The 21,541-nt window shown below is 31.5% G+C and carries 19 protein-coding genes and 1 pseudogene; 7 read left to right on the forward strand and 13 right to left on the reverse strand.

Features of this window, described 5'->3' with window-relative positions:
- Positions 1 to 66: 66 nt before the first annotated feature.
- A complete protein-coding gene (locus DER71_RS08895; RefSeq protein WP_114458783.1) occupies positions 67 to 912 on the reverse strand; it encodes a PfkB family carbohydrate kinase in 846 nt (281 codons plus the stop codon).
- Positions 913 to 1,085: 173 nt separating this feature from the next.
- A complete protein-coding gene (locus tag DER71_RS08900) occupies positions 1,086 to 1,829 on the reverse strand; it encodes a GntR family transcriptional regulator (protein WP_114458784.1) in 744 nt (247 codons plus the stop codon).
- A 187-nt stretch (positions 1,830 to 2,016) separates the two neighbouring features.
- Here DER71_RS08900 and DER71_RS08905 point away from each other — a divergent pair, with 187 nt between their 5' ends.
- The 6 genes from DER71_RS08905 to frlD all read left to right on the forward strand — a co-directional run bounded on the left by DER71_RS08905 (position 2,017) and on the right by frlD (position 7,963).
- Positions 2,017 to 2,871: a sugar phosphate isomerase/epimerase gene (locus DER71_RS08905; RefSeq protein ID WP_114458785.1), complete on the forward strand. Its 855-nt coding sequence runs from the start codon at positions 2,017 to 2,019 to the stop codon at positions 2,869 to 2,871.
- A 26-nt stretch (positions 2,872 to 2,897) separates the two neighbouring features.
- Positions 2,898 to 3,923, forward strand: coding sequence for an SIS domain-containing protein (locus DER71_RS08910; protein WP_114458786.1), 1,026 nt, complete (start codon positions 2,898 to 2,900; stop codon positions 3,921 to 3,923).
- Positions 3,924 to 3,941: 18 nt separating this feature from the next.
- Positions 3,942 to 4,763: a fructoselysine 3-epimerase gene (gene frlC / locus DER71_RS08915; RefSeq protein WP_114458787.1), complete on the forward strand. Its 822-nt coding sequence runs from the start codon at positions 3,942 to 3,944 to the stop codon at positions 4,761 to 4,763.
- Positions 4,764 to 4,819: 56 nt separating this feature from the next.
- Positions 4,820 to 6,196, forward strand: coding sequence for an amino acid permease (locus DER71_RS08920; protein WP_114458788.1), 1,377 nt, complete (start codon positions 4,820 to 4,822; stop codon positions 6,194 to 6,196).
- Between the two features lie 167 nt (positions 6,197 to 6,363).
- On the forward strand, positions 6,364 to 7,164 hold the full coding sequence (locus DER71_RS08925) for an alpha/beta hydrolase family protein (RefSeq protein WP_114458789.1): 801 nt from the start codon (positions 6,364 to 6,366) through the stop codon (positions 7,162 to 7,164).
- A gap of 16 nt (positions 7,165 to 7,180) precedes the next feature.
- Entirely contained in the window at positions 7,181 to 7,963 is a 783-nt protein-coding gene (frlD, locus tag DER71_RS08930) for a fructoselysine 6-kinase (RefSeq protein ID WP_114458790.1), read from the forward strand.
- A 224-nt stretch (positions 7,964 to 8,187) separates the two neighbouring features.
- On the opposite strand, the gene DER71_RS08935 is transcribed toward frlD, so the two are convergent.
- The 9 genes and pseudogenes from DER71_RS08935 to tnpB all read right to left on the reverse strand — a co-directional run bounded on the left by DER71_RS08935 (position 8,188) and on the right by tnpB (position 18,375).
- Positions 8,188 to 8,931: a copper homeostasis protein CutC gene (locus tag DER71_RS08935; RefSeq protein WP_114458791.1), complete on the reverse strand. Its 744-nt coding sequence runs from the start codon at positions 8,929 to 8,931 to the stop codon at positions 8,188 to 8,190.
- A gap of 9 nt (positions 8,932 to 8,940) precedes the next feature.
- Positions 8,941 to 10,392 carry a M81 family metallopeptidase gene (locus tag DER71_RS08940; protein WP_114458792.1) on the reverse strand — a complete coding sequence of 484 codons (1,452 nt, stop codon included), beginning with the start codon at positions 10,390 to 10,392 and terminating at the stop codon, positions 8,941 to 8,943.
- A gap of 23 nt (positions 10,393 to 10,415) precedes the next feature.
- The gene (locus DER71_RS08945) at positions 10,416 to 11,273 is read right to left on the reverse strand and encodes an ABC transporter permease (RefSeq protein ID WP_233487050.1); all 858 of its coding nucleotides are present in this window, start codon (positions 11,271 to 11,273) and stop codon (positions 10,416 to 10,418) included.
- A 12-nt stretch (positions 11,274 to 11,285) separates the two neighbouring features.
- On the reverse strand, positions 11,286 to 12,206 hold the full coding sequence (locus DER71_RS08950; RefSeq protein ID WP_114458793.1) for an ABC transporter permease: 921 nt from the start codon (positions 12,204 to 12,206) through the stop codon (positions 11,286 to 11,288).
- 65 nt (positions 12,207 to 12,271) lie between these two features.
- Complete coding sequence (locus DER71_RS08955; protein ID WP_114458794.1) at positions 12,272 to 13,792, reverse strand: ABC transporter substrate-binding protein; 1,521 nt, start codon at positions 13,790 to 13,792, stop codon at positions 12,272 to 12,274.
- A gap of 111 nt (positions 13,793 to 13,903) precedes the next feature.
- Positions 13,904 to 15,124, reverse strand: coding sequence for an ROK family protein (locus DER71_RS08960; RefSeq protein WP_114458795.1), 1,221 nt, complete (start codon positions 15,122 to 15,124; stop codon positions 13,904 to 13,906).
- A 120-nt stretch (positions 15,125 to 15,244) separates the two neighbouring features.
- Positions 15,245 to 16,522, reverse strand: coding sequence for a M48 family metallopeptidase (locus DER71_RS08965; protein ID WP_158531810.1), 1,278 nt, complete (start codon positions 16,520 to 16,522; stop codon positions 15,245 to 15,247).
- A gap of 293 nt (positions 16,523 to 16,815) precedes the next feature.
- Positions 16,816 to 17,121, reverse strand: a pseudogene (locus tag DER71_RS08970) (SDR family oxidoreductase); the annotation flags it as partial.
- Positions 17,122 to 17,253: 132 nt separating this feature from the next.
- Positions 17,254 to 18,375 (reverse strand): IS200/IS605 family element RNA-guided endonuclease TnpB, encoded by a 1,122-nt coding sequence (gene tnpB, locus DER71_RS08975; protein ID WP_114458798.1) that lies wholly within the window; start codon positions 18,373 to 18,375, stop codon positions 17,254 to 17,256.
- Between the two features lie 92 nt (positions 18,376 to 18,467).
- Between tnpB and DER71_RS12085 the strand changes: the two genes are divergently transcribed.
- The gene (locus DER71_RS12085; RefSeq protein ID WP_199505611.1) at positions 18,468 to 18,620 is read left to right on the forward strand and encodes a hypothetical protein; all 153 of its coding nucleotides are present in this window, start codon (positions 18,468 to 18,470) and stop codon (positions 18,618 to 18,620) included.
- Between the two features lie 102 nt (positions 18,621 to 18,722).
- Here the strand turns inward: DER71_RS12085 and argH are convergent, their stop codons facing one another.
- Entirely contained in the window at positions 18,723 to 20,114 is a 1,392-nt protein-coding gene (argH, locus tag DER71_RS08980) for an argininosuccinate lyase (protein ID WP_114474571.1), read from the reverse strand.
- Entirely contained in the window at positions 20,115 to 21,332 is a 1,218-nt protein-coding gene (locus tag DER71_RS08985; RefSeq protein WP_114458800.1) for an argininosuccinate synthase, read from the reverse strand.
- Positions 21,333 to 21,541: the final 209 nt, after the last annotated feature.

A 21,541-nucleotide genomic window follows, 5' to 3' on the forward strand; every position in this document is an offset into this window, starting at 1 on the left:
TTTTATATTAAATACTATTATTTCACAAAATAATTATTCCATAAAAAATACAGAAATCCTTTAAGTTTATTTATCAGCATGTACATCCTGAAATAAAATTATTTCTTTTTCTGCAGGTTTAGAAACACCAAGTGACCCTTTTACTTGACAGTATTTAGCAGCTGTTTTAACTGCTGTATCCAAACACTCTTCATAAGATTTCTCTTCTAGAGATGAAGATAAAAACCCTGCTATAAATGCATCACCTGTACCAAGATCATCTACCACTTCGACTTCTGGAACCCTTTTTTTTACCAATTTACCATCATATTTCATCAAAACTTCATTTTTCCCTCTTGTCAATATAACTACTTCGGCTCCCTGTTCGCTGGCCCATTTAAGAAATTCTTCTTCATTTTCACTCTCTTTTGCTTCAGAGAAAAAAGCGAAATTAACTCTGCGCAGAAGTTCTTTTAAATATTCTTTTTTTCTAATATACGAAAAATCAAATGATATTTTTGTCTTAAATCTTAACTTTTTTATATAATCTTCAAAATAAGAATATGCTGTTGTATGTACAATCTCAGAATTGGCAATTATCTTTAACTGTGCATCATTTATGTCCAGTTTCTTATATACTCCTTTATCCACACCATTAATTATACTTTCCCCATTTTTATTCTCTACTATTGATACTGCATTTCTACCCTTCTTAATATCTGTAAGAGGATATGCAACTCTGGATTTTTTTAAATTATCAAAAAGGAATTTTGCATTTTCATCTGTCCCAAAGGTACCAAAATATGCGGTTTTTTTACCCATTCTGCCTGCCATAACTGCCACATTATATGCACCACCACCAGCATAAACTCTTTTTTCAGATCGATAATAATCAGCAACATTGTCACCTACAGAAAAAATATCATATTTCATTTTTAACCCTCCTTCATCTCCTGACTGAATCTTCGTACTGGTTGTACTTTTTTCACAATAAGCGGCAGCAAAATAAGCTGAATAATTACAGCCGGTACTGCTGTAATTAGTGATGCCTTCATGAAATTAACAAATGGCACTTTCAAAATAGACAAAATTCAAATAAGATAAAGTTAATCAGCTAATTTAGAATCAACTATAAACTTAAACTTATCAGTTCTAAAAAAAGTAGAATTATATTCGATTATTTGTTTATCTTTAGAATAAACTGCAGCTTCTTTAACCAAAAGTGGTGTATTTAATTGGACATTTAACAACTCTGATTCTTTTTCACCCGCCATAATAATATTAAAAAAGCCCTCTGCATTATTAGGAAAAACATTATATTCTTCACGCAATATATTATAAAGAGATCCTTCAAAATTATAATTTTCTATTCCTGGATACTTTTTTAAAGATAAATAAGTAGTTTCAAAAATCAGTGGTTCATTTTTTAAATATCTTAATCTAGAAAGAAATAAAACCTTATCATTTAAATTTAAGTTTAATTTATCAATAATTTCTTTTTTAGGACTTATTATATCTTTGCTAATTACTTTGGTAACTAAATTAATATCTATTTTTTGTAAAAATTCTGTTGTGCCTTCTAGATTATGAACGTTAGTGGGTATTTTTTTTTCGCTTACAAAAATACCTTTTCCAACTCTTTTTTCACAATATCCTTCTGTAATAAGACCACGAATTGCCTTTCTAATAGTAACTCTACTAACCCCTAAACTTGAGCTTAGTTCTCTTTCAGAAGGTAATTGACTGCCCGGTTTTAAAGATCTATTTTCAATTTCCTCTTTAATTTTTTTTCTAATTTGAAAATAAATTGGAACATGGCTATTTTTATTTATATTAAAATTTATATTCATTTATTTCACATCCTTAATTATATAATACTAATTTACAATATACATTTATATTGTATCTTATTAACCAAATGATGTAAATAATAAAAAAATTATAAAAATTATTGACATTTTTAAAAACAAATGATAGGATTTATTTAGTGGGATACCCCACTATCCACTAAATAAAGTTTTGATAGGAGGTGAATAAATGTCAAAAATTACCCTAGATAACTTTTCCGTTATGAATGTTCAATATTTACAATATTCATTTGATTATTTTTTAAATTCAATGAAAGAAAACAATATTAAAAATATTGAATTCTGGGCTGGTAGTCCTCATTATTCTAGACTAAGCTTTTATAACTCTTTAAGTGCTGAAAATTACCTCAAAAGAATAAAAAAGAAATTAGATAGTCTAAATATGAAGACTATTATGTATACACCTGAGTTATTAAATTATCCTTTCAATTTATCCAGCAATAGTCTTGAAGAAAGAAATATAACTTTGGATTATTTAAAAAAGTCAATCTGCGATGCAAAAATTCTCGATTGTAATAATTTATTTATTAACTCTGGTTGTGGACTAAGAGACCATCCCCTAAAATCAAATTGGGAGAAAAATGTAGACAGTATAAATAAAATCTTAGAGTTAGCATCTGAATACAATACAAAAATTGTAATCGAACAGCTTCAACCATATGAATCTAATTTAATAACAAATAGAGATGATCTATTAAATCTTTATAAAGAAGTAGAATTTGATAATTTAGATGTTTGTCTTGATGTAGTTGCTATGGAAGTAGCAAAGGAAAATATAGAGGATTATTTCTCGATTTTAAAAGAAAATATAAAACACATTCATTTTTCTGATGGAAATCCTTCTGGACATTTGATATTAGGTGAAGGACAACTTCCACTTAACAAATATATAAATTGTCTTGAAAAAAATAACTACTATAACTTTTTAACTTTAGAAATAAATGATTCAATTTATTGGGAAAATCCCCATAAATCTATTAAGAATTCTTTGGAATTTTTAAGAAAAAACTTAAATATAATATGAATTTATCTTTGAAAGGAATGAATTGGATGTTAAAAATTGATAAAAATAAAGTTGATTTTTTAGTTACCGATAATATGGTTTCTGAAGTGGAGACTATAATAAAAAGAGATTTTCCTAAAATAGAAAAACTTGTTACTAAAATGGATTCTCAAAATATAAAAAAAATTTATTTTGTGGCTTGCGGCTCACCATTATGCGCTTGTCAAACTGCAGAGCTTTTATTCAGAAAATATTCTAACATAGAATGTGCTTCATATAGCGGTTGGGATTTTCTAGATCAAACACCAAAATTTTTAAATAAACAAACAGCAGTTATTGGTGTATCCGATTCAGGAAACACTAAAGAAGTTGCCGACTCAATCATGAAAGCAAAAAAACAAGGTGCTTTCACTTTAGGTTTTACTAAAAATGAAGAAGAAAATTTGCTAACAAAATCTGCAGAAAATTTAATTGCTTATAAGGCTGATTGTATTTGGGAAGTTCATTTACTTTTAACTTATTATTTGTCTATTAAGTTTATTTTAAAGAAAGAAGAAAACAAAGAATTAAGAACAATTATATCAGATATTAAAAAATTACCTTCTATATTAAAAAATCTAGTGAAAACAACAGAAAAAAAATCAAAAAGATTAGGAAAAAAAGCTGCAAAATGGCCCTTTATATATACTATTTCTTCTGGGGCAACTCTTCCACTAGGATATAAAGAAGGTGTTATTACAATGCTTGAATTCACTTGGACTCATGGCAGCTCATTAAACGCAGCTGAATTCAGACATGGTCCTTTAGAAGTAGTTGATAAAGATGTTCCCTACATTTTCATTCTTGGAAACGATGAAACTCGACATACCACTAAAAGAGCTCTAAATTTTGTTAAAAAGTTTAGTGAAAATTATATTATTTTTGACATTGAAGATTATATTAAAGGGTTACATCCAATGTTAGCTCCTTTTATTCTTTTTGTACCTCTAGAATATTTCTATTATTATTTATCAATAAGTAAGGGACATAATCCTGATGATAGAAGATATTATGGTGGAATTGAATCTTATTAATCAAGAAAGAGGTGGCACATGAAAATAGGTATGTTTACTTCAGGTTATATTAGAAAACGTCTTGAAGATGCCTTTAGAGATGCTAAAAGATTTGGCTATGATGGTATTGAATTATGGGGAGGTAGACCACATGCATATGCACCAGATTTGAAAAATGGAAAAATAAAAGAAATTAAAGATCTAATTGATAAATATGAAATTCCCGTTTTTGGATATACCCCTGAATTAAATGCCTATCCTTTTAATATGATGACAATTGATAATAAAATTCGCAAAGAATCTTTAGATTATATAAAATTATCGATGGATATGGCGAAAAAAATGGGAGCAGATTTCACATTAATATCTGCTGGTCATGCAGGATATTATCTTTCTAAAAAAGAAATATGGGATTTATTATTAACAAATTTAAAAGTGATAAAAAATTATGCAGAAACAATTAAACACAAAATAGTTATTGAACCATTAACTATGTATGAGTCAAATGTAATACGTGAGACTAATGACTTAAAAGCTATTTTCAAAGAAATAGAATCAGAATATATATTTGGAATGTGTGATGTAGTTCCTCCATTTGTTCATCAAGAACCGTTGACAAATTATTTAGAAAAACTAAAAGATAAACTCTATCATATTCATTTAGTTGATAATAATGGATGTAGTGATATCCACTTAATACCGGGAGAAGGTAATATTCCTTTAAAAGAATACCTAGAGGAATTAGATTATTATAATTATAAAGGTTATTTAACAATTGAACTAGTTTCTTCTTATATTAATGATCCCTCACTATATTCAAAGAAAGCTATTAAAAATCTAAAAAAATTATTAAAAAATTAATAATTTAAATTATATTATGTACATAAAAAATTATTTATCTAAGAAAGGGGAAAAAAATGGATATTAAAGAAAAAATAGAAGAGAATATTGATTTAATTAAACCAAAAAAAGAAGTGGAATTAAAAAGAAAGCTTGGTTTAGGAGCAGCTATAGCTCTTGGTGTTGGGACTACGGTTGGATCAGGTATCTTTTCATCAGTTGGAGAAGTAGCTGCTGCTTCAGGCTCAGCTTATATGACAGTGATTGCATTCCTAATTGGTGGATTAATAATGATCCCCCAAAATCTAGTGTATGCTGAATTAGCAACTGCTTATCCTGAAAATGGCGGTCAGTATATTTATTTTAGAGAAGCAGGAAGTAGACCTCTTGCTTTCTTAACAGGATGGATTAGTTTCTGGGCCACCGATCCACCATCTATATCAATAATGGCCTTAGCAATAGCTAATTATTTATCGTTCTTATTTCCAGCTATTCAGGGTATAGGTATCAAACTTGTAGCTACACTTTTTGTTTTAGTGTTAATGATAATTCACTTACGTTCTGTAGAAGGCGGCGGTATTTTTCAAACATTCATAACTTTCTTTAAAATTATCCCTTTCATCATATTAATTGGTTTTGGTTTATTTTATTTTAAACCTGAATTAATTTTTGCTGCACCATTGGCCAGTGCTCCAACAGGTTTAATAGCTCTAGCTGCTGGAATTGCAGCAACCACATGGTCTTATGATGGTATGGGAGCCGTCTGCTATATGACAGGCGAAATAAAAGATCCGGCTAAAACAATGCCAAAGGCTCTAATAGTCACTGTTCTGATTATTATTGCACTTTATAGTCTTTTAACTTTTAGTATCACAGGATTGCTGCCAATGGAAATTTTAACATCTTCCAATGCTCCTGTAGCAGAAGCGTTTGCAAAAATGCCCATAATCGGTCAATTTGCAGGTAAAGCAACTGCAATTGTAGCAATAATTGTAATTATTGGATCACTTTCAAGTTGTATTATGTTTCAACCAAGAATTGAATATGCAATGGCTAAAGATGGTTTATTTTTTAAAAAATTTGCTGAAGTACATCCCAAATGGGAAACACCTGCCTTTTCAATATTAATTCAATGTTTAGTTGGGATAATATTAATATTTGGTTCAAATATAACAGATTTATTAGGTTATTTTACTCTTGTTGCTTTACTAAAAAACTTCTTAACGTTTGGTACTGTTTTTTGGCACCGCAAAAAAGAAAAATATAATCCTTTATGGAGAATGCCAGTTTGGAAACTCACAACAATACTTGCAATGTTATCAAGTAGTATATTAATTGTTTCAACTTTTCAATGGGCACCGATTAAAGGAATAATAAGTGCAATTATTGTTGTAACAACAGGACTTCCTGTATATTATTATTGGGAAAGCAAGAAAAAAAAGGTTAAAAATTAATATAATTATTATTTATATGTTTTTTACAAATATACCATCTAAATCAAATTTGATTTAGATGGTAACATTCCTTAAGAAAAATATTTAAAACACAATTAAATTTGATTCTAAAAAATTAAAATTTATTAAGTATATCTTATTATTTTAATATCAGTAGAGGTGATTTTATGGCTTTTTTTTCAGGCGATATTTATTCACAAAAACTAAAAATGACAACAAATATTAAAATTATTATTCCTGAGCTTTCTAATGATGTAACACCACTCTTCACAAATGCGCCTAAATTACTAATACTTTTACATGGTTTAGGAGGAAATTCATCTGAATGGACTAGATTTACTAAAATTGAATATTATTCAAAAAAATATAATTTTTTTATTGTAATGCCAGAAGTTCAAAGAAGTTTTTATTTTAATACAAGTTATGGGATTAATTATTTCTCATATGTTTCAAATGAAATTATTGAAATTATTAAAAAATGGTTCAAAATCTCTACTAAGAGAGAAAACGTATATATTGCTGGTGAATCTATGGGAGGATATGGTGCACTTAAAATAGCTTTAAGAAATAATGAAAAATTTAATTCAGTAGCTGTTCTATCTGGAATAGTAAATATGAAACAATTCATTAATAAAGTAATTAATGAAAAATATAAAGATATACAATCTAAAGAATTAAAAGGAATAATAAATAAAAATCTTAAACTCTCAAAAAAAGATGATTTATATTTATTATTACAAAGTAAAGAGCAAAACATAAGAAAACCAAAAATAATTCAAATATGCGGAAAAAATGATTTTCTTTATGAACAAAATTTGGAATTCAAAAACAAAATAAGTAAACTTGATTATCAATATACTTTCTTGGAATGGGAAGGTGAACATTCTTGGCCATTTTGGGATATAGCTATTCAAAAATCATTACAATATTTCCGCAATCTTGATTTAAATCAAACCCCACTATATTAAAGAAAGGAAATTGATTATGAAATTAGCTGCAGTTGGTGATAATTGTATTGATAAATATATTAATACTAATGAATTATTTCCTGGAGGAAATCCGGTTAATGTTGCTGTCTATTTTAGTAGATTGAATGGTAATTCTTCTTATATTGGAGTAATTGGAAATGATAAGTATGGAAATTTTTTAAAAAATTCTTTAAAAAAAGAAAATGTAAATATAACCCATTTGAAACAGCTAAAAGGTAAAACAGCTGTTACGGAAGTAAAACTAATCAATGGAGAAAGAATTTTAGGTGATTATAATGAAGGGGTCTTCACCAAGTTTGAACTAAAAAAAGAAGACTTAAACTTTATACTTGGACATGATCTTGTTCATTCTGGTTTCTGGGGTAAAACAGATAAATACTTACAATATTTTCACAATAATGGGTTAGACATTTCTTTTGATTTTGCTAACAAACTAGAAAATAATATATTAGAAAAAATAATAAAATATATAAAATATGCATTTTTTTCTTATCAAAAAGATGATGATTTTATTAGATCCTATATGAAAAAAATACATTTAAAAGGTGCAAATTATGTAATAGTTACTTTGGGAGAAAATGGGAGTATTTTATATAATGGCTACGATTTTTTGAAATATGGAATCATCAAAACTAATGTAGTAGATACAATGGGAGCTGGTGACGCGTTTATCGCTGGCTTTTTGAAAGCTAAAATGGAAGAAAAAACAGATTTAGAGGCAATGGAGTTGGGGACAAAAAATGCTGCCAAAAATATAAGTCATAAAGGCGCTTGGTAATTATATTTAACATTAATTTATTTTAGATTTAAACTGCATATAATAAAATTTTGATTATCCTGATAGTCACAGAACCAAATTAAAATATAAAACGGTTTCTGCTATTAACCCGGCACATCGCCGGGTATTTTTATTAGCTATCAACTAACATGGTTACACTTCAAAAAGTATTAAATAATAATTTTCGCATCATTTAATCCCTAACTGAAAAGTTAGGGATTAAATTAACTTATATTATTTTTTACTGCTTTTACTTTTTTACTATCAGTAATTTTATACTTGTTTTCTGGCAGAGATTTTAAACCATTAAATGAAACCTTTGTTTGATGAGAAGCCGAATTATCAAATATTTCTTTAAATGCAGAAAGATGAATCTGTTCTGCCCCTGTTCTTAAAATTATTTTTTTTACATTATGTTCCCTTATTCCTCCACCAAGAAGAACCTCTATCCTGTCACCTGCATAATTAATTATTTCTCTGGCCAGCTTTAAACCATCTTCAACTTTAGCCTGCTGTCCACTTGTCAGTATTCGATCTATACCGATATCTGTCAGCTGGTCAACTGCGGCAAAGGGATCAGAAACAATATCAAAAGCCCTGTGAAACACAGCTTCTTTATCTCCAGCAATTTTTCTCATTATTTTATTTTTCTCTATATCAGGACTGCCATCTTCCTTTAAAATTCCAAAAACAATTCCATCTGCACCAGCAGCAAGCAGTTTTTCAGCATTTTTTTTCATTACTTCAAATTCTATCTCACTGCAGCAAAAACCTCCACTGCGTGGTCTTATCATAACTACTACTGGAATATTAATCCTTTTTTTTGCTTCAATTAAATCACCAATACTGGGCGTCAGACCTCCAAAAACCATTGCAGAATTTAACTCAATTCTGTCAGCTCCACCTTTTTCTGCTTCTACGGCATCAGCAGCTGAAGCACAGCATATTTCTAAAGTTGTTTTTTTCATACAATCACCTCAGCAAAAAGTTTCAAATTCAATTTTATCTATTTTATCAACCGGAAAAATAGGTCTTTTAACATTTTTATATGGAAGTTTTTCCAGCTCCTGATATGTATAACCTGGAGTTAAAGCAAGCAGTGTTTTTTTAGAGTAAGGCTGATATTCAGGTGCCAGATATCCACTTTTGAACATTATTATTTTATAATTATCAAGTTTAATATCAAAATTAAACACAAATTCGGGATCGGTCATAACAACTTTTTGATTGGAAATTATCACATCAATACCATCTATATCAGTTAAAACAGATTTAATACCTTTATAGTACCTTATCTTTTTTACTTTACAGCAGAATTTAACTTTACCTGATTTCGGATCACTATTTTTCTGGCCCAAATAAATATCTTTTCTTACACCAGGGCCAGCCTCTGAGAGTAAGTCAACAACTTCTCTGTCACAGACAGAACCATATAATACATTCTTGAAATTATTTTCTGTTAAATAAATTAGTGGTTCAACTATTTTCTGACTGCTTCCTGCTCCCGGATTATCTCCTGAGTCAATTATAAAAACAGGACTGTCATCTTCTGCAGCAGCTATTTTAAGTGATTCTGACAGCGAATATGCTGGTGTGGTAAATTTAAAATCATATCTTTTATCCCAGAATAGACGTGCCAAATATTTAGCTTCCTGATCAGCAATCTTTTTGCTTTCTTCAGTGACCACCAGTGCTGAAACAGTGTTGAATTTAACATCAGACCAGGGAAAACCCAAACAGAAGGAAGAATTAAGTACTTTTTCTTTTTTATCTACAAGTTCAAGTTTTTTTAGCAATTCATTCATTGGATATTTGCTGCCTTCTGATTTTTCACCTGAAACAAGATAGGGAATTTTAACTCCAGACATCTTTAATTCAATATTTTCCTTCAAAGCTTTAAGCAGCATATCAGCCGCTCTTACACCTGTCTCATATTTATCAACATGGGGAGCAGTTCTATATGCTGTAAGTCCATCTGCATTTTTTATCATTTTATCTGTTATCATAGCATGCATATCAACAGCAGCAGTTATCCAAACATCATCTCCAAAAAAAGCACGAGTTTCACTTAAAATATCCCCCTCAACATCAAGATGACTCTCTGTAGTCATAGAACCATGTAGTGCTAGACAAACCCCATCAATATCTTTATGCTTTTCCATTTCATTTATATATATTTTTTTAATTTTTTGATAGGCCCCATCACTGACAAGACCCCCTTCAGAGGTGGGTAAAAAAACAGCTGTAGGTACAATTTCAAATTTGTTTTTCTTTAAAGTTTCCATTATTCCCTTCAGGCTGGAATGGCTGTACATATCTCTGTTTTCTAAAACTTCTTCACCTTTAAGTATTTTAAATTCATCCAGCTCTGTTAGCTCTGGATTAAAAGAATTTGATTCATGATGAATCATTCCAACTAAAATCTTCATTTTTTCAGCCCCACTTCTATATGTTATTCTTTATTTTTTAACTTGGGATCGAGATAATCTCTCAGTCCATCACCCAGAATATTAAATGCTAATACAGTATAGGTAATTGCAAGACCTGGAAAGAGCGACATATATGGTGCCACACCTATAAAGCTTCTTCCATTTCCTATTAATCCTCCCCATTCCGGTATAGGAGGCTGTACTCCAAGCCCCAGAAAACTGAGAGAAGATGCACTCAGTATCACTCCTCCGGCAGTTAATGTTGCCTGTACAAGTAGAGGTGCTACTGCATTTCTTAAAATATGTTTAAACATAATTCTACCTTTTTTAGCACCAATTGCTCTTGCAGCCAGTACAAATTCCTGCTGTTTAAGAGAAAGGGTCAGATTCCTGCTCAATCTACCATAAATAGGAACAGAAAAAATTGAAATAGCTATCAGCATATTTATTAGAGAAGGTCCTAAAATACTTACTATTAGTATAGCAAGTAAAATGCCGGGAAAAGAAAATATAATATCCAGAAACCACATTATCATCTGATCAATTCTTCCTCCAAAATATCCGGCTACCAGACCAAGTGGAACACCTATAAGCAGAGATAGGCCCACTGAAAAGAATATCTCCATTATACTTATTCTGATACCATAAATAACACGCGAAAAAATATCTCTTCCAAATTGATCTGTACCAAAAATATGTTCATCATTTGGTGCAGTAAAACTTTTCCCCAGATCCTGATTATATGGATCATATGGTGCAATAAAGGGTGCAAATATTCCACTTAAAATCAAAATAATAACCATTACAGCACCAATAACCATACCTTTTCTTTTTTTAAGAAAATTAATATTAAATATTTTTTTAACTTTATTATTAGACAATTAATTCACCTCTCAATCAAATCTTATTCGAGGATCTATTTTTACTATAATTAAATCGACCATAAAATTAATAAATACAACCATAAATACTGTCATCAGTACAGTTCCCTGTATAAGTGGATAATCTCTATAACGAACAGAATCCACAAGAAGCCGTCCAATCCCGGGCCAGCTGAAGACAGTTTCTGTTACAACTGCACCACCAAATAAAACGCCAAACTGAAGTCCTATTACAGTTATGATCGGTATAAAAGCATTTCTTAAAGCATGTTTAATATATACAACAGTTTCTTTTAATCCTTTTGCTCGAGCTGTTCTTATATAATCCTGCCTTATAATTTCCAGCATACTGGAGCGGCTCATGCGGGCAATGAGGGCTGTTGGATAAAATGCAAGTGATAGTGTTGGTAAGACAAGATGCTGCCAGGTGCCTGTTCCCATAAGCGGCAAAATACCAAGTTTAACAGAAAACAAACTCATTCCGAGTAAAGCCAGCCAGAAATTAGCGGTAGATGCACCTAAAATAGCAAAAAACATAACTCCCTGGTCAAACCATGAATACTGGAATACTGCCGCAAGAACCCCAGCTGTCACCCCCACCAGTGTTGCAATTGTATAACTGCTTACAGCTAGAACTGCAGTATTTGGCAGTCGTGAAGCTATTTCTTCTATCACAGGTTTATTAGACCGAATAGAACTTCCTAAATCACCCTGAACAGCATTCTTAAGAAATAATCCATATTGAAGAAATATGTTTTTATCAAGTCCCAGACGGCTCCTCATCATTTCTACATCTTCCTGTGTTGCCTGCTGTCCTGCCATCAGTCTTGCAGGATCTCCGGGAATAAATCTAAGCAGCATAAATATTATAAATGATACTACTAATAATACTAGAGGCAGCATAATCAGCTTTTTTGCAATATAACTTCCCAAAATTTTTACCTCCCTATAAAAGAAGACCTGTACCCTGTTAAGGCACAGGTCTAATTTTAGATTAATTATTCAGAAATTACTGGATCTCTAAATACAAGCATATCACTCATCATCCAGACATTTTTTACTTTTTGGTTCATACCGGCAAGACTATTTGCATAATATAATGATACATGTGCAGCTTCATCCTGAATAATTCTCTGTGCTTCTGAATAAAGTTCCAGTCTCTTATCAGGATTTACAGTTCTTGCAGCTTCATCTAAAAGGCTGTCTACTTTTTTATTTGAATAAAATCCGAGGTTGGCGCCAGCTGGTGCAAAACTGTCTGTATGGAAAAGTGGTGTCAGAAATCCATCTGCATCTACAAGAGAAGCAGCCCAGGAAGCGATTACACTATAACCTTTGTTATTCTCTGGCGCTCTAAATACCTCATCTGCCCAGAGACCATATTCCATTCTGTTGACTTCAACTTCTACTCCAATATCTGACCACATACCCTGCAGAGCTTCAGCAATATTTGTTTCTGCTTCCTGTACAGCTATGGGAAGAGTAAATCCATCTTCATAACCTGCTTCTTTAAGCAGCTCTCTCGCTTTTTCCAGATTATATTCATATGCAGGGGTTTCCGGATCATAACCAAAAGATACTGGTCCCATTGGTGAATTTGCAGCTGTACCATGACCAAAAAGAAGAGATTTTATCATTGCTTCTCTATCTGTTGCATAATTAAGAGCCTGACGAACTTTTACATTATCAAGCGGTTCATGCAGTGTATTAAGAGCAAGCCACAATGTCTTATCACTCGGTTCTTCATATAACTTTAAGTTAGGTGCATTTTCAATAACATTTGCATATGCAGGTGGTACTGGGAAAATAACATCTACTTCACCTGACTGTAAAGCCATAACTCTAACAGACTTTTCGGAAGACCATTTGAAAACCATTTTTTCTACACTATCACTATTATCCTTCCAATAGTTTTCATTTTTCTCCATAACAACTCTTTCTCCAGAGACCCATTCAACAAACTTGTATGGCCCGGTTCCTACAGCATTTCTTGCCAGAAATTCATTGCCTTTTTTAAGTGCTTTAGGACTAATAATAGCTCCACTGTGAATGGAAGTTAAATGGTGAAATGCCGGGTATGGTTTCTCCAAATTAAACTTCACAGTATAATCGTCTAAAACTTCGACTTTTTCTATGACATCTGCGAAACGAGATCTTGTAGAAAGACCATTATCAGGATTTAAAATTCTTTCGAAATTTGCTTTTACAACTTCGGCATTAAGTTCTGAACCATCATGAAATTTAACTCCTTTTCTGATCTGATATGTCCATTCAGTACCATTTTCTGATGCTTCCCAGTAAGTAGCTAATGAAGGAACTACTTCCATTTCTTCATTAAACATAGTTAAAGTTTCATACATAGGATACAGAACAGCCATAGTATATCCAGCACTGTGATTTGCTGGATCCATAGTCAGTGGAGGCTCACTATGCATAATAGTCAATTCTTCTGCTTCTGCACCAGCACTCAATATCATCAGGACAAATAAAACTAATACTAATGAAGCAATTTTTTTCATTTTTTCCACTCCTTTTGGGTTTTAAAACTTTAAAAAAGGCACAAAAATATCCTCTAATACCTCCCTTCATTAATTATTTTTTTCAAAGGAAAAAATAATTAAATAAAAATTTTATTCAACATAATTCCAGAGATAATAATTATTTAAAAGGTCATGAACAACCACAGAAGCAGCCCCTCTGGCCCACTCTGTACTGGAATGTCTTTTGAATTCAATATCTTTGATAAATCTCTGCGGAAGAGTCATTTCTCTATTATAAATTCTCCTAATCTCTGCTTCTTTAGAAACTGTAAAATTATAATTTGAACTTAATATTAATTTCTCAGGTGCATAGATTTCTGTTATAATCTTGAGCAGGTAACTGACAGACTCTACAAAATCCTTGTCTAAATTATTATCATTTTTAACATTAAGCTGAGCTAAATACTCAAGTGGATCTTCTTCTAACTTTTCTATATCAAAATCTTCTATTTTTACCTTTTTTAATAGGGAATGAATTCTATCAATCAGCATTTTTTTGCTTAAAATTGTAGAAATACACCCGGATTTGCCGCAGATACATTTCTTTTTATAACTACTGTCTACTGAAAGTATATGTGATATTTCCCCTGCACTTCCCAGATTACCGCTGTATATCTGTCCATCAATTATCATCCCAAGTCCCATTCCCCGGCCGACCATTATTACAGCAAGCGAATCTGGAACCTCATTTTTTTCCATAATCATATGTTCAGAAAGAGCCAGAGCATTAACATCTCTTTCTATAATAATTGGAATATTAATTTTATCTTTAAAAAGATTTTTTATATCTACATCTTCCCATTTTAAAATCTCAGAAAAATAACATTTTCCTTTTTTTCTATCAACAATACCTGTTATACTCAGTCCAAGAGCCAGACATCTGCCTTTTTTGCTTATTTCAGCTTTAAGAGAACTGTAAGCTGAAATTATTTTTTTAACAACATCTTCTGGTTTATAACTTTCAAGTTCAAACTCTCTTTCGGCTACTTTTTCCAGCAGCAGATTAAATACCGCCAGTTTTAAGTTTTGATCTCCCGAAATATGTACTCCCAAAACATACCAGTCTTTATCATTAATATACAGAGGTTTCCGCGGCCTGCCCACACCACTTACATTATCAGGTTCTTTTTCCACAATCATTTTTTTCTGCAGCAGTTCTTTTGTAATCGATGTGACAGCAGACGAACTTAAGCTGGTTGATCTACTGATGTCTGATCTAGAGGCAAAACCGCCTTCATATAAATCTCTCAAGATTAAAAGTGTATTTCCTATTCTCATTGTCGACATATCATTTGCTTTATTTGCAGTCATGAATTTTTCCTCCGAAAAAAATAATTATTCTATCTATAATATAACATTTTTTTGAAAATTCGTCAAATCTAATAATTTTTTTTATAACAGTTCTCTTTTGTTCAAAACTAATACCGCGTTTTATAGATTTGATATACTTTCAACTATTTTTTCTAGTTTAACCTTGCTTTCTTTATTAACACTTTTATCCATAAAAAATAAAGCTTTCAGCATTTTTTTATCTGTCAGAGAAATTAAATATTCATATTTATATTCATTATCATTTTCTTTATAAACATAGTAACTCTCTTTTTTATAATTAAGTTTTCCACTATCTATTACATCATAATTTTCCTCAGATATAAGCTGATATTTATAATTTTTTTCAGCAGTTTCCATAAATTCTCTGTTTCCTAAATCAAATACCCTTATTACTCCCGAAACATTTTTCTCTTCACTATCCAGTTCATATGCTGATAATTCATCACTCCTCTGTTTTTTTATTTCATTCAATTTCCATGATTCTGGAAGTTGAATGCTGAAATGTTTATCTGAAAATTTTTGTTTGAGCTCGATTCTATCTGTGCTGGTTATATAATCTTTACTACCTCCATCTGTTTTTTGATCATTTTTATTTCTATTCAACTCAGGAATATCATCGTTTTTATCTGTATCTTTAATTGATACATCTCCTATTTTCTTTCCTGTCTTTTTATCGATATAATCAGAAATATATTTTATCCTTGTATCAGGAATGGGATGAGTCTGAGTAAATTCCAGAAGTTTACTTCCACCACTTTCTTCTTTGAAAATCTCCATTAATTCGACTAAACCCTGGGGGTTATAATTTGATTTTAACATTAAATCTACTGCAAAAAGGTCAGCTTCCTGTTCCTGCTCTCTAGAAAATCCTTTAGTTATCAAATTTTGAGCTATACCTGTAATATTTGCATACTGATTATCAGTAAAATAGTTAAAGATTAATCCTATTACAGATACACCCATATTATTTTCTAAGTCTTTATATAGATGTCTGTAATAGGCATGGCCCATCTCATGTGCAATAAGACCTGCCAGCTGTTCATCGGTTTTTAATTTATTTAACAGTCCGCTAAATAACATTATCTTTCCATTGCCTATATAATATGCATTAATTACATCAGAATCAATATAATGTATCTCAAACCCAGCTTCTTTCATTTCTTTATTATCTAAATTACTTACAAGACAATTAAGTATTTTTTGTTCAGCACTATCAGAAGAAAATTTTTCTATTCGATACTTTTTATCTAAATCATTATATAATCTATCCGAAACATCTTTTTCATATTGAGAAAATGCCATAATACTGCCACTGCAGATTATAATTACTGCTGCTGTTAATAATATAATAGAGATTTTTTTATAGTTTTTTTCCATATTATAATTCTCCTTTTTTGCTGCAATATATTTTAAAAATTTCCCAGGTTTTCTCATTTAAATCTTTTTTAAAAAAAGAAGTCTTATATTTCTTTATTCTATTTTAATATAGATTCTCTTTTAAATAAAGAAAAATTCTGCCGAAGAAAATTTATTTCTCCAGCAGAATTATAAGTTAAAACAGTTTATTCAGCTTTCTGCAGCTGACATATCATCGGATCATGGTCAACAATAATCACTTCAATATCTTTATCCATTTTACCACTGCTCCAGCAGTGATTTATTTTTATATTTTAAAGATTTGATCGGCCGCCCCCACCATCTATGACTACTGCCGCTCCATTAATATAACTTGATTTTCCCGAAGATAAGAAGGCAACTAGATCACCTAATTCCTCAGGCTTACCCAATCTTTTAAATGGTATATTTTTACTCCTAAAGTCAAGTGCCTCTTCATAACTGTCAAATTCTCCCCGTTCCAGCTGACTTTCAATTATATTTTTTATGCGGTTTGTTTCATGTGAACCAGGCAAAATTGCGTTAGCTCTAATTTCTGGCGCCAGCTCTCTGGACAGTGTTTTCATAAGTCCATTGACGCTCCACGGGGCAAGCCTACGTGGATTCCTTATTCATAGAGAATTGCCTACTCAAAGCATACCGAATGGTAGATTAAGTTAGGTCTTACGTTCTCTCAAAAGGCGTAAATTCGGGTAAGCCCTACCCTATATAGTCTATCTTATACCTAAATCTAATTTACCCTGTTTTAAAAGATTTTTACCAGCATTTATATCTCGATTATGGGCTGCACCACAGCTACAAGTCCAGGTACGAACTGATAGGTCTTTGACTTTAGGATTTTTAGTACCACATACATTACAGGTTTGACTACTAGCAAAAAACATATCTACTTTATGCACTATACAATCATACCATTCACCTTTATATTTGAGCATTGTAGTAAACATATTCCAGGCACAATCAGAAATATGTTTTGCCAGTTTAGAATTTTTAAGCATACCTTTTACATTTAAGTCCTCTATGACTAAAAGTTGGTTCTCCTTTGTTAGTCTAGTGGACAGTTTATGCAAAAAGTCTTTACGAATATTTTTGATTTTTTCATGAACTTTAGCAATTTTCTTTTTAAGTTTTTTCCAATTGTTGCTACCTTCTTCTTTACGAGCTAACCTTCTTTGTAATTTAGCAAGTTTATCCTGATATTTAGAAAGGTGTCCAGGATTTTCTATATGTTCACCATTAGAAGTAGTTAAAAAGTCTTTAATTCCTAAATCTAATCCTAATTCACCCTGATTATTGTTAACAACTGTTTTTAAAATTTGTCTAACATTAATCGAGATATAATATTTGCCTGCTCTAGATTTAGAAACTGTAACATTATTGATTTTACCCTTAACTTTTTTAGATTTAACAAATTTTACCCAGGATAGTTTAGGTAATTTGATGTAATTATCTTTTATTTCAATATTAGTGCTGCCACTGGATCTGATAAATTTTTGAGTTCTGTATGATTGTCTGGCACTTTTTTTAGATTTGAATTTAGGATAATTATATTTGCCGCTAAAGAAATTCTTAAAAGCTCTATCCAGGTCTTTAAGACTTTGCTGTAAAGCTATACTATCTACTTCTTTAAGCCACTCATATTCTTTTTTTAGTTGAGGCAGTTGTCTGGAATATTTAGTATATGATTGATAATTTTCTTCTTTAGTTTTTGTTAAAAATTCGTTGTAAATAAACCTACTACAACCAATAGTCTTATCAATTAACTCTTGTTGTTCTTGATTGGGGTATATTCTAAATTTATATGCTTTATTAATTGGCTTGAATTTCTTAATCATTATATTTATCTCCTTATATTGTTAACTGTATTATACTATTGTATTGATATATTGTCAACTATATAGTATAATAATTGTAGGAGGTGTTCAGTATGCCAAGAAAAGCAGTCAACACTACTTTAAATGAAGAATTATATAAGAAAATTAGAATATTAGCTCTAAAAAAAGATTGCAATGCTAATGATTTAATGGAAGAAGGTATGAAGATGGTACTTAATAAGTATGAGAACCAGGAAAAAGAATAATTTTAAAGTAATATTTAATTACTTCAAAATTAGCCACTATTCATCCGGGAGGGCAAGCCCGTCAGGTTTTCTAGTGCCTAACTTCTATAACTTAATTTGAATCTATTTGGAAGCAGATTTTTCTTCTTCGATAATTTTTTGTACTTCATCAGGGGATGGACCCGCATAAGTAGAATGATTATTTAACGAATTTTTTATGTCTAATTTGAAAGTTAATTTTTCCTCACTGTATTCAACATCAGAAGGAAAAACTTTTTTCCATTCATCTTCAGTTAATTGATTTAATTCTTTATCATTTTCTACTGCATATAAAACTGCTTTACCAACTATGCTGTGTGCTGTCCTAAATGGAATAGAGTGTTCTGCCATAAAATCTGCCAGCTCTGTAGCATTTAAATAACCCTTACCGGCAGCTTTCAGCATATTTTCTTTGTTTACCTTCAGTGTTCTAAGCATCTCTGGAAACAATGTTAAGATTACTTTAATTGTTTTTACAGTATCAAAAAGCCACTCTTTATCTTCCTGGAGGTCTTTATTATAAGCAAGTGGAAGTCCTTTAATTGTTATCAAAATCTGATTTAAATTTGCAATAACTCTTCCTGATTTGCCTCTTACAAGCTCTGCTAAATCGGGATTTTTCTTTTGGGGCATAATACTGCTTCCTGTTGTATAACGGTCATCCAGTTCTATAAAATCAAACTCAGCTGAATTCCAGAGAATAATTTCTTCACTCATACTGCTCAAATGTGCCATCATATTTGCCGAAACTGATAAAAATTCCACAATAAAATCTCTGTCACTTACACCATCTATAGAGTTTTTGCACGGTCTGGAGAAATTGAGTTTTTCCGCTGTCCAGCTTCTGTCAAGCGGAAAAGAGCTGCCTGCCAGTGCCCCGGAACCAAGTGGAGAAATATTTATTCTTTTTCGGCAGTCCAGATATCTTTCTTTATCCCTCTTTAATTTAAAATAATGAGCAAGAAGGTGATGTCCAAAGCTGATAACCTGGGCTCTCTGCATATGTGTATAACCAGGCATTACAGTTTTTTTGTTTTTTTCAGCAAGTTCCAGTAAAATCTTAAGGAAGTTATCAATAAGATCAATTATTTCATCTGTTTTATCCCTGAGATAAAGCCTCATATCCAGAGCCACCTGATCATTTCTGCTTCTCCCCGTATGCATTTTCCCTGCTGTTTTACCTATTTTTTCTGTTAATCTTTTTTCAATAAGTGTATGTATATCTTCTGCTTCTGTTAAATCTATATTTCCTCCGGCAGTTTCCTCTGCAAGGTCTTTTCTTACTTCTTTGAGACCCTTAATTATAGTATTAGCTTCTTCTGCAGATATTATACCCTGTCTGCCCAGCATTTCTACATGAACCAGACTTCCCTGAATATCATATTCCATCAATTTTATATCAAATGATAAAGACGAATTAAATTGGTCCATAATCTGATCTGTATCAGTTTCGAATCTTCCACCCCAGAGTTTCATCTATTTTTTCACCTCTGAATTATGATAAGCTACCTGAAGAGGAAGTGCCCAGAGATTAATAAATCCTGCTGCAGAATCATGATCAAAAATATCATTCTCATCATAAGTGGCCAATCCATATTGATAAAGTGAATTATCAGATTTTCTGCCCACAACTACAGCATTTCCTTTTTCCAGTTTAATTTTTACTGTGCCATTGACCTTTTCCTGTGTTTTATTTATAAAGGAGTCCAGAGCTTCTCTTAAAGGAGAAAACCACTGACCATAATATGTTAATTCAGCATATTTATCAGAAATCTGTGCTTTATAATTCCTGCTTTCTCTATCCAATGTCAGAGATTCCAGAGCTTTATGTGCTTTTATGAGAATATCTGCTGCAGGGGCTTCATAAATTTCTCTGGATTTAATTCCAACCAGCCTGTCTTCAACCATATCAAGTCTCCCTACACCATATTCTGACCCAATTTTATTTAATTCCTGCACAAGATCTTCAGGTGAAACAGCTTTATCATTCAGCTTTATTGGAATTCCCTCAGAAAAAGCTATTGTTAAATACTGTGGCTTATCAGGAGTATCATTTACTGCTTTTGTCCACTGATATGCATCTGCAGGGGGCTCTTCCCATGGATCCTCCAGAACACCACATTCAATACTTATGCCCCAGAGATTCTGGTCTATACTGTATGGGCTGTCTTTTGTTGCCTTTACTTCTATATTATTTTTAGCAGCATACTCGATTTCTTCTTCTCTGGAAGTAAAGCCCCAGTCTCTTAAAGGTGCAATTACTGCCAGATCTGGAGCAAGGGCTTTAAAAGAAACCTCAAATCTCACCTGATCATTTCCTTTACCTGTACAGCCGTGTGCAACTGCATCTGCATTTTCTTTCTGAGCTATTTCTACCATTTTTTTGGCTATAAGGGGTCTGGCCAGTGCAGTGGCTAGAGGATATTTACCCTGATAAAGTGCATTTGCTTTTAAACCGGCAAAAACATATTTTTCTAAAAATTCTTCTTTTAAATCATCTATATAGGCTTTTACCGCACCTGTTTTGAGTGCTTTTTCTTTTACCTTTTCCCAGTCCTGCTGCTGGCCCAGATTAGCAGTATATGTTATTACATCTGCATCATACTTATCTTCCAGCCATTTTATACAGACAGAAGTATCAAGTCCACCAGAATATGCAAGCAAAATTTTATTTATTTTATTATTATTTTTCATTATTTATACCTCCAATTTTTTTGGACGTTACGTCAAATCTAATAGTTTTTTAATCTCCTGTATTCTAATTTTAAAGTAAATATTTCAATTGACCCTCCTCGGGGCAAGCCCACGAGGATTCCTGCTTCTTAGAAGTGGTAACCCACCATCTCCACAGGCTTAAAATCCTGTTAGCCCAACAGTATATCCTCTAACTTGCCTTTTGTATT

It is taken from the genome of Halanaerobium sp. DL-01, from assembly GCF_003338615.1.
Taxonomy (GTDB): Bacteria; Bacillota; Halanaerobiia; order Halanaerobiales; family Halanaerobiaceae; genus QPJE01.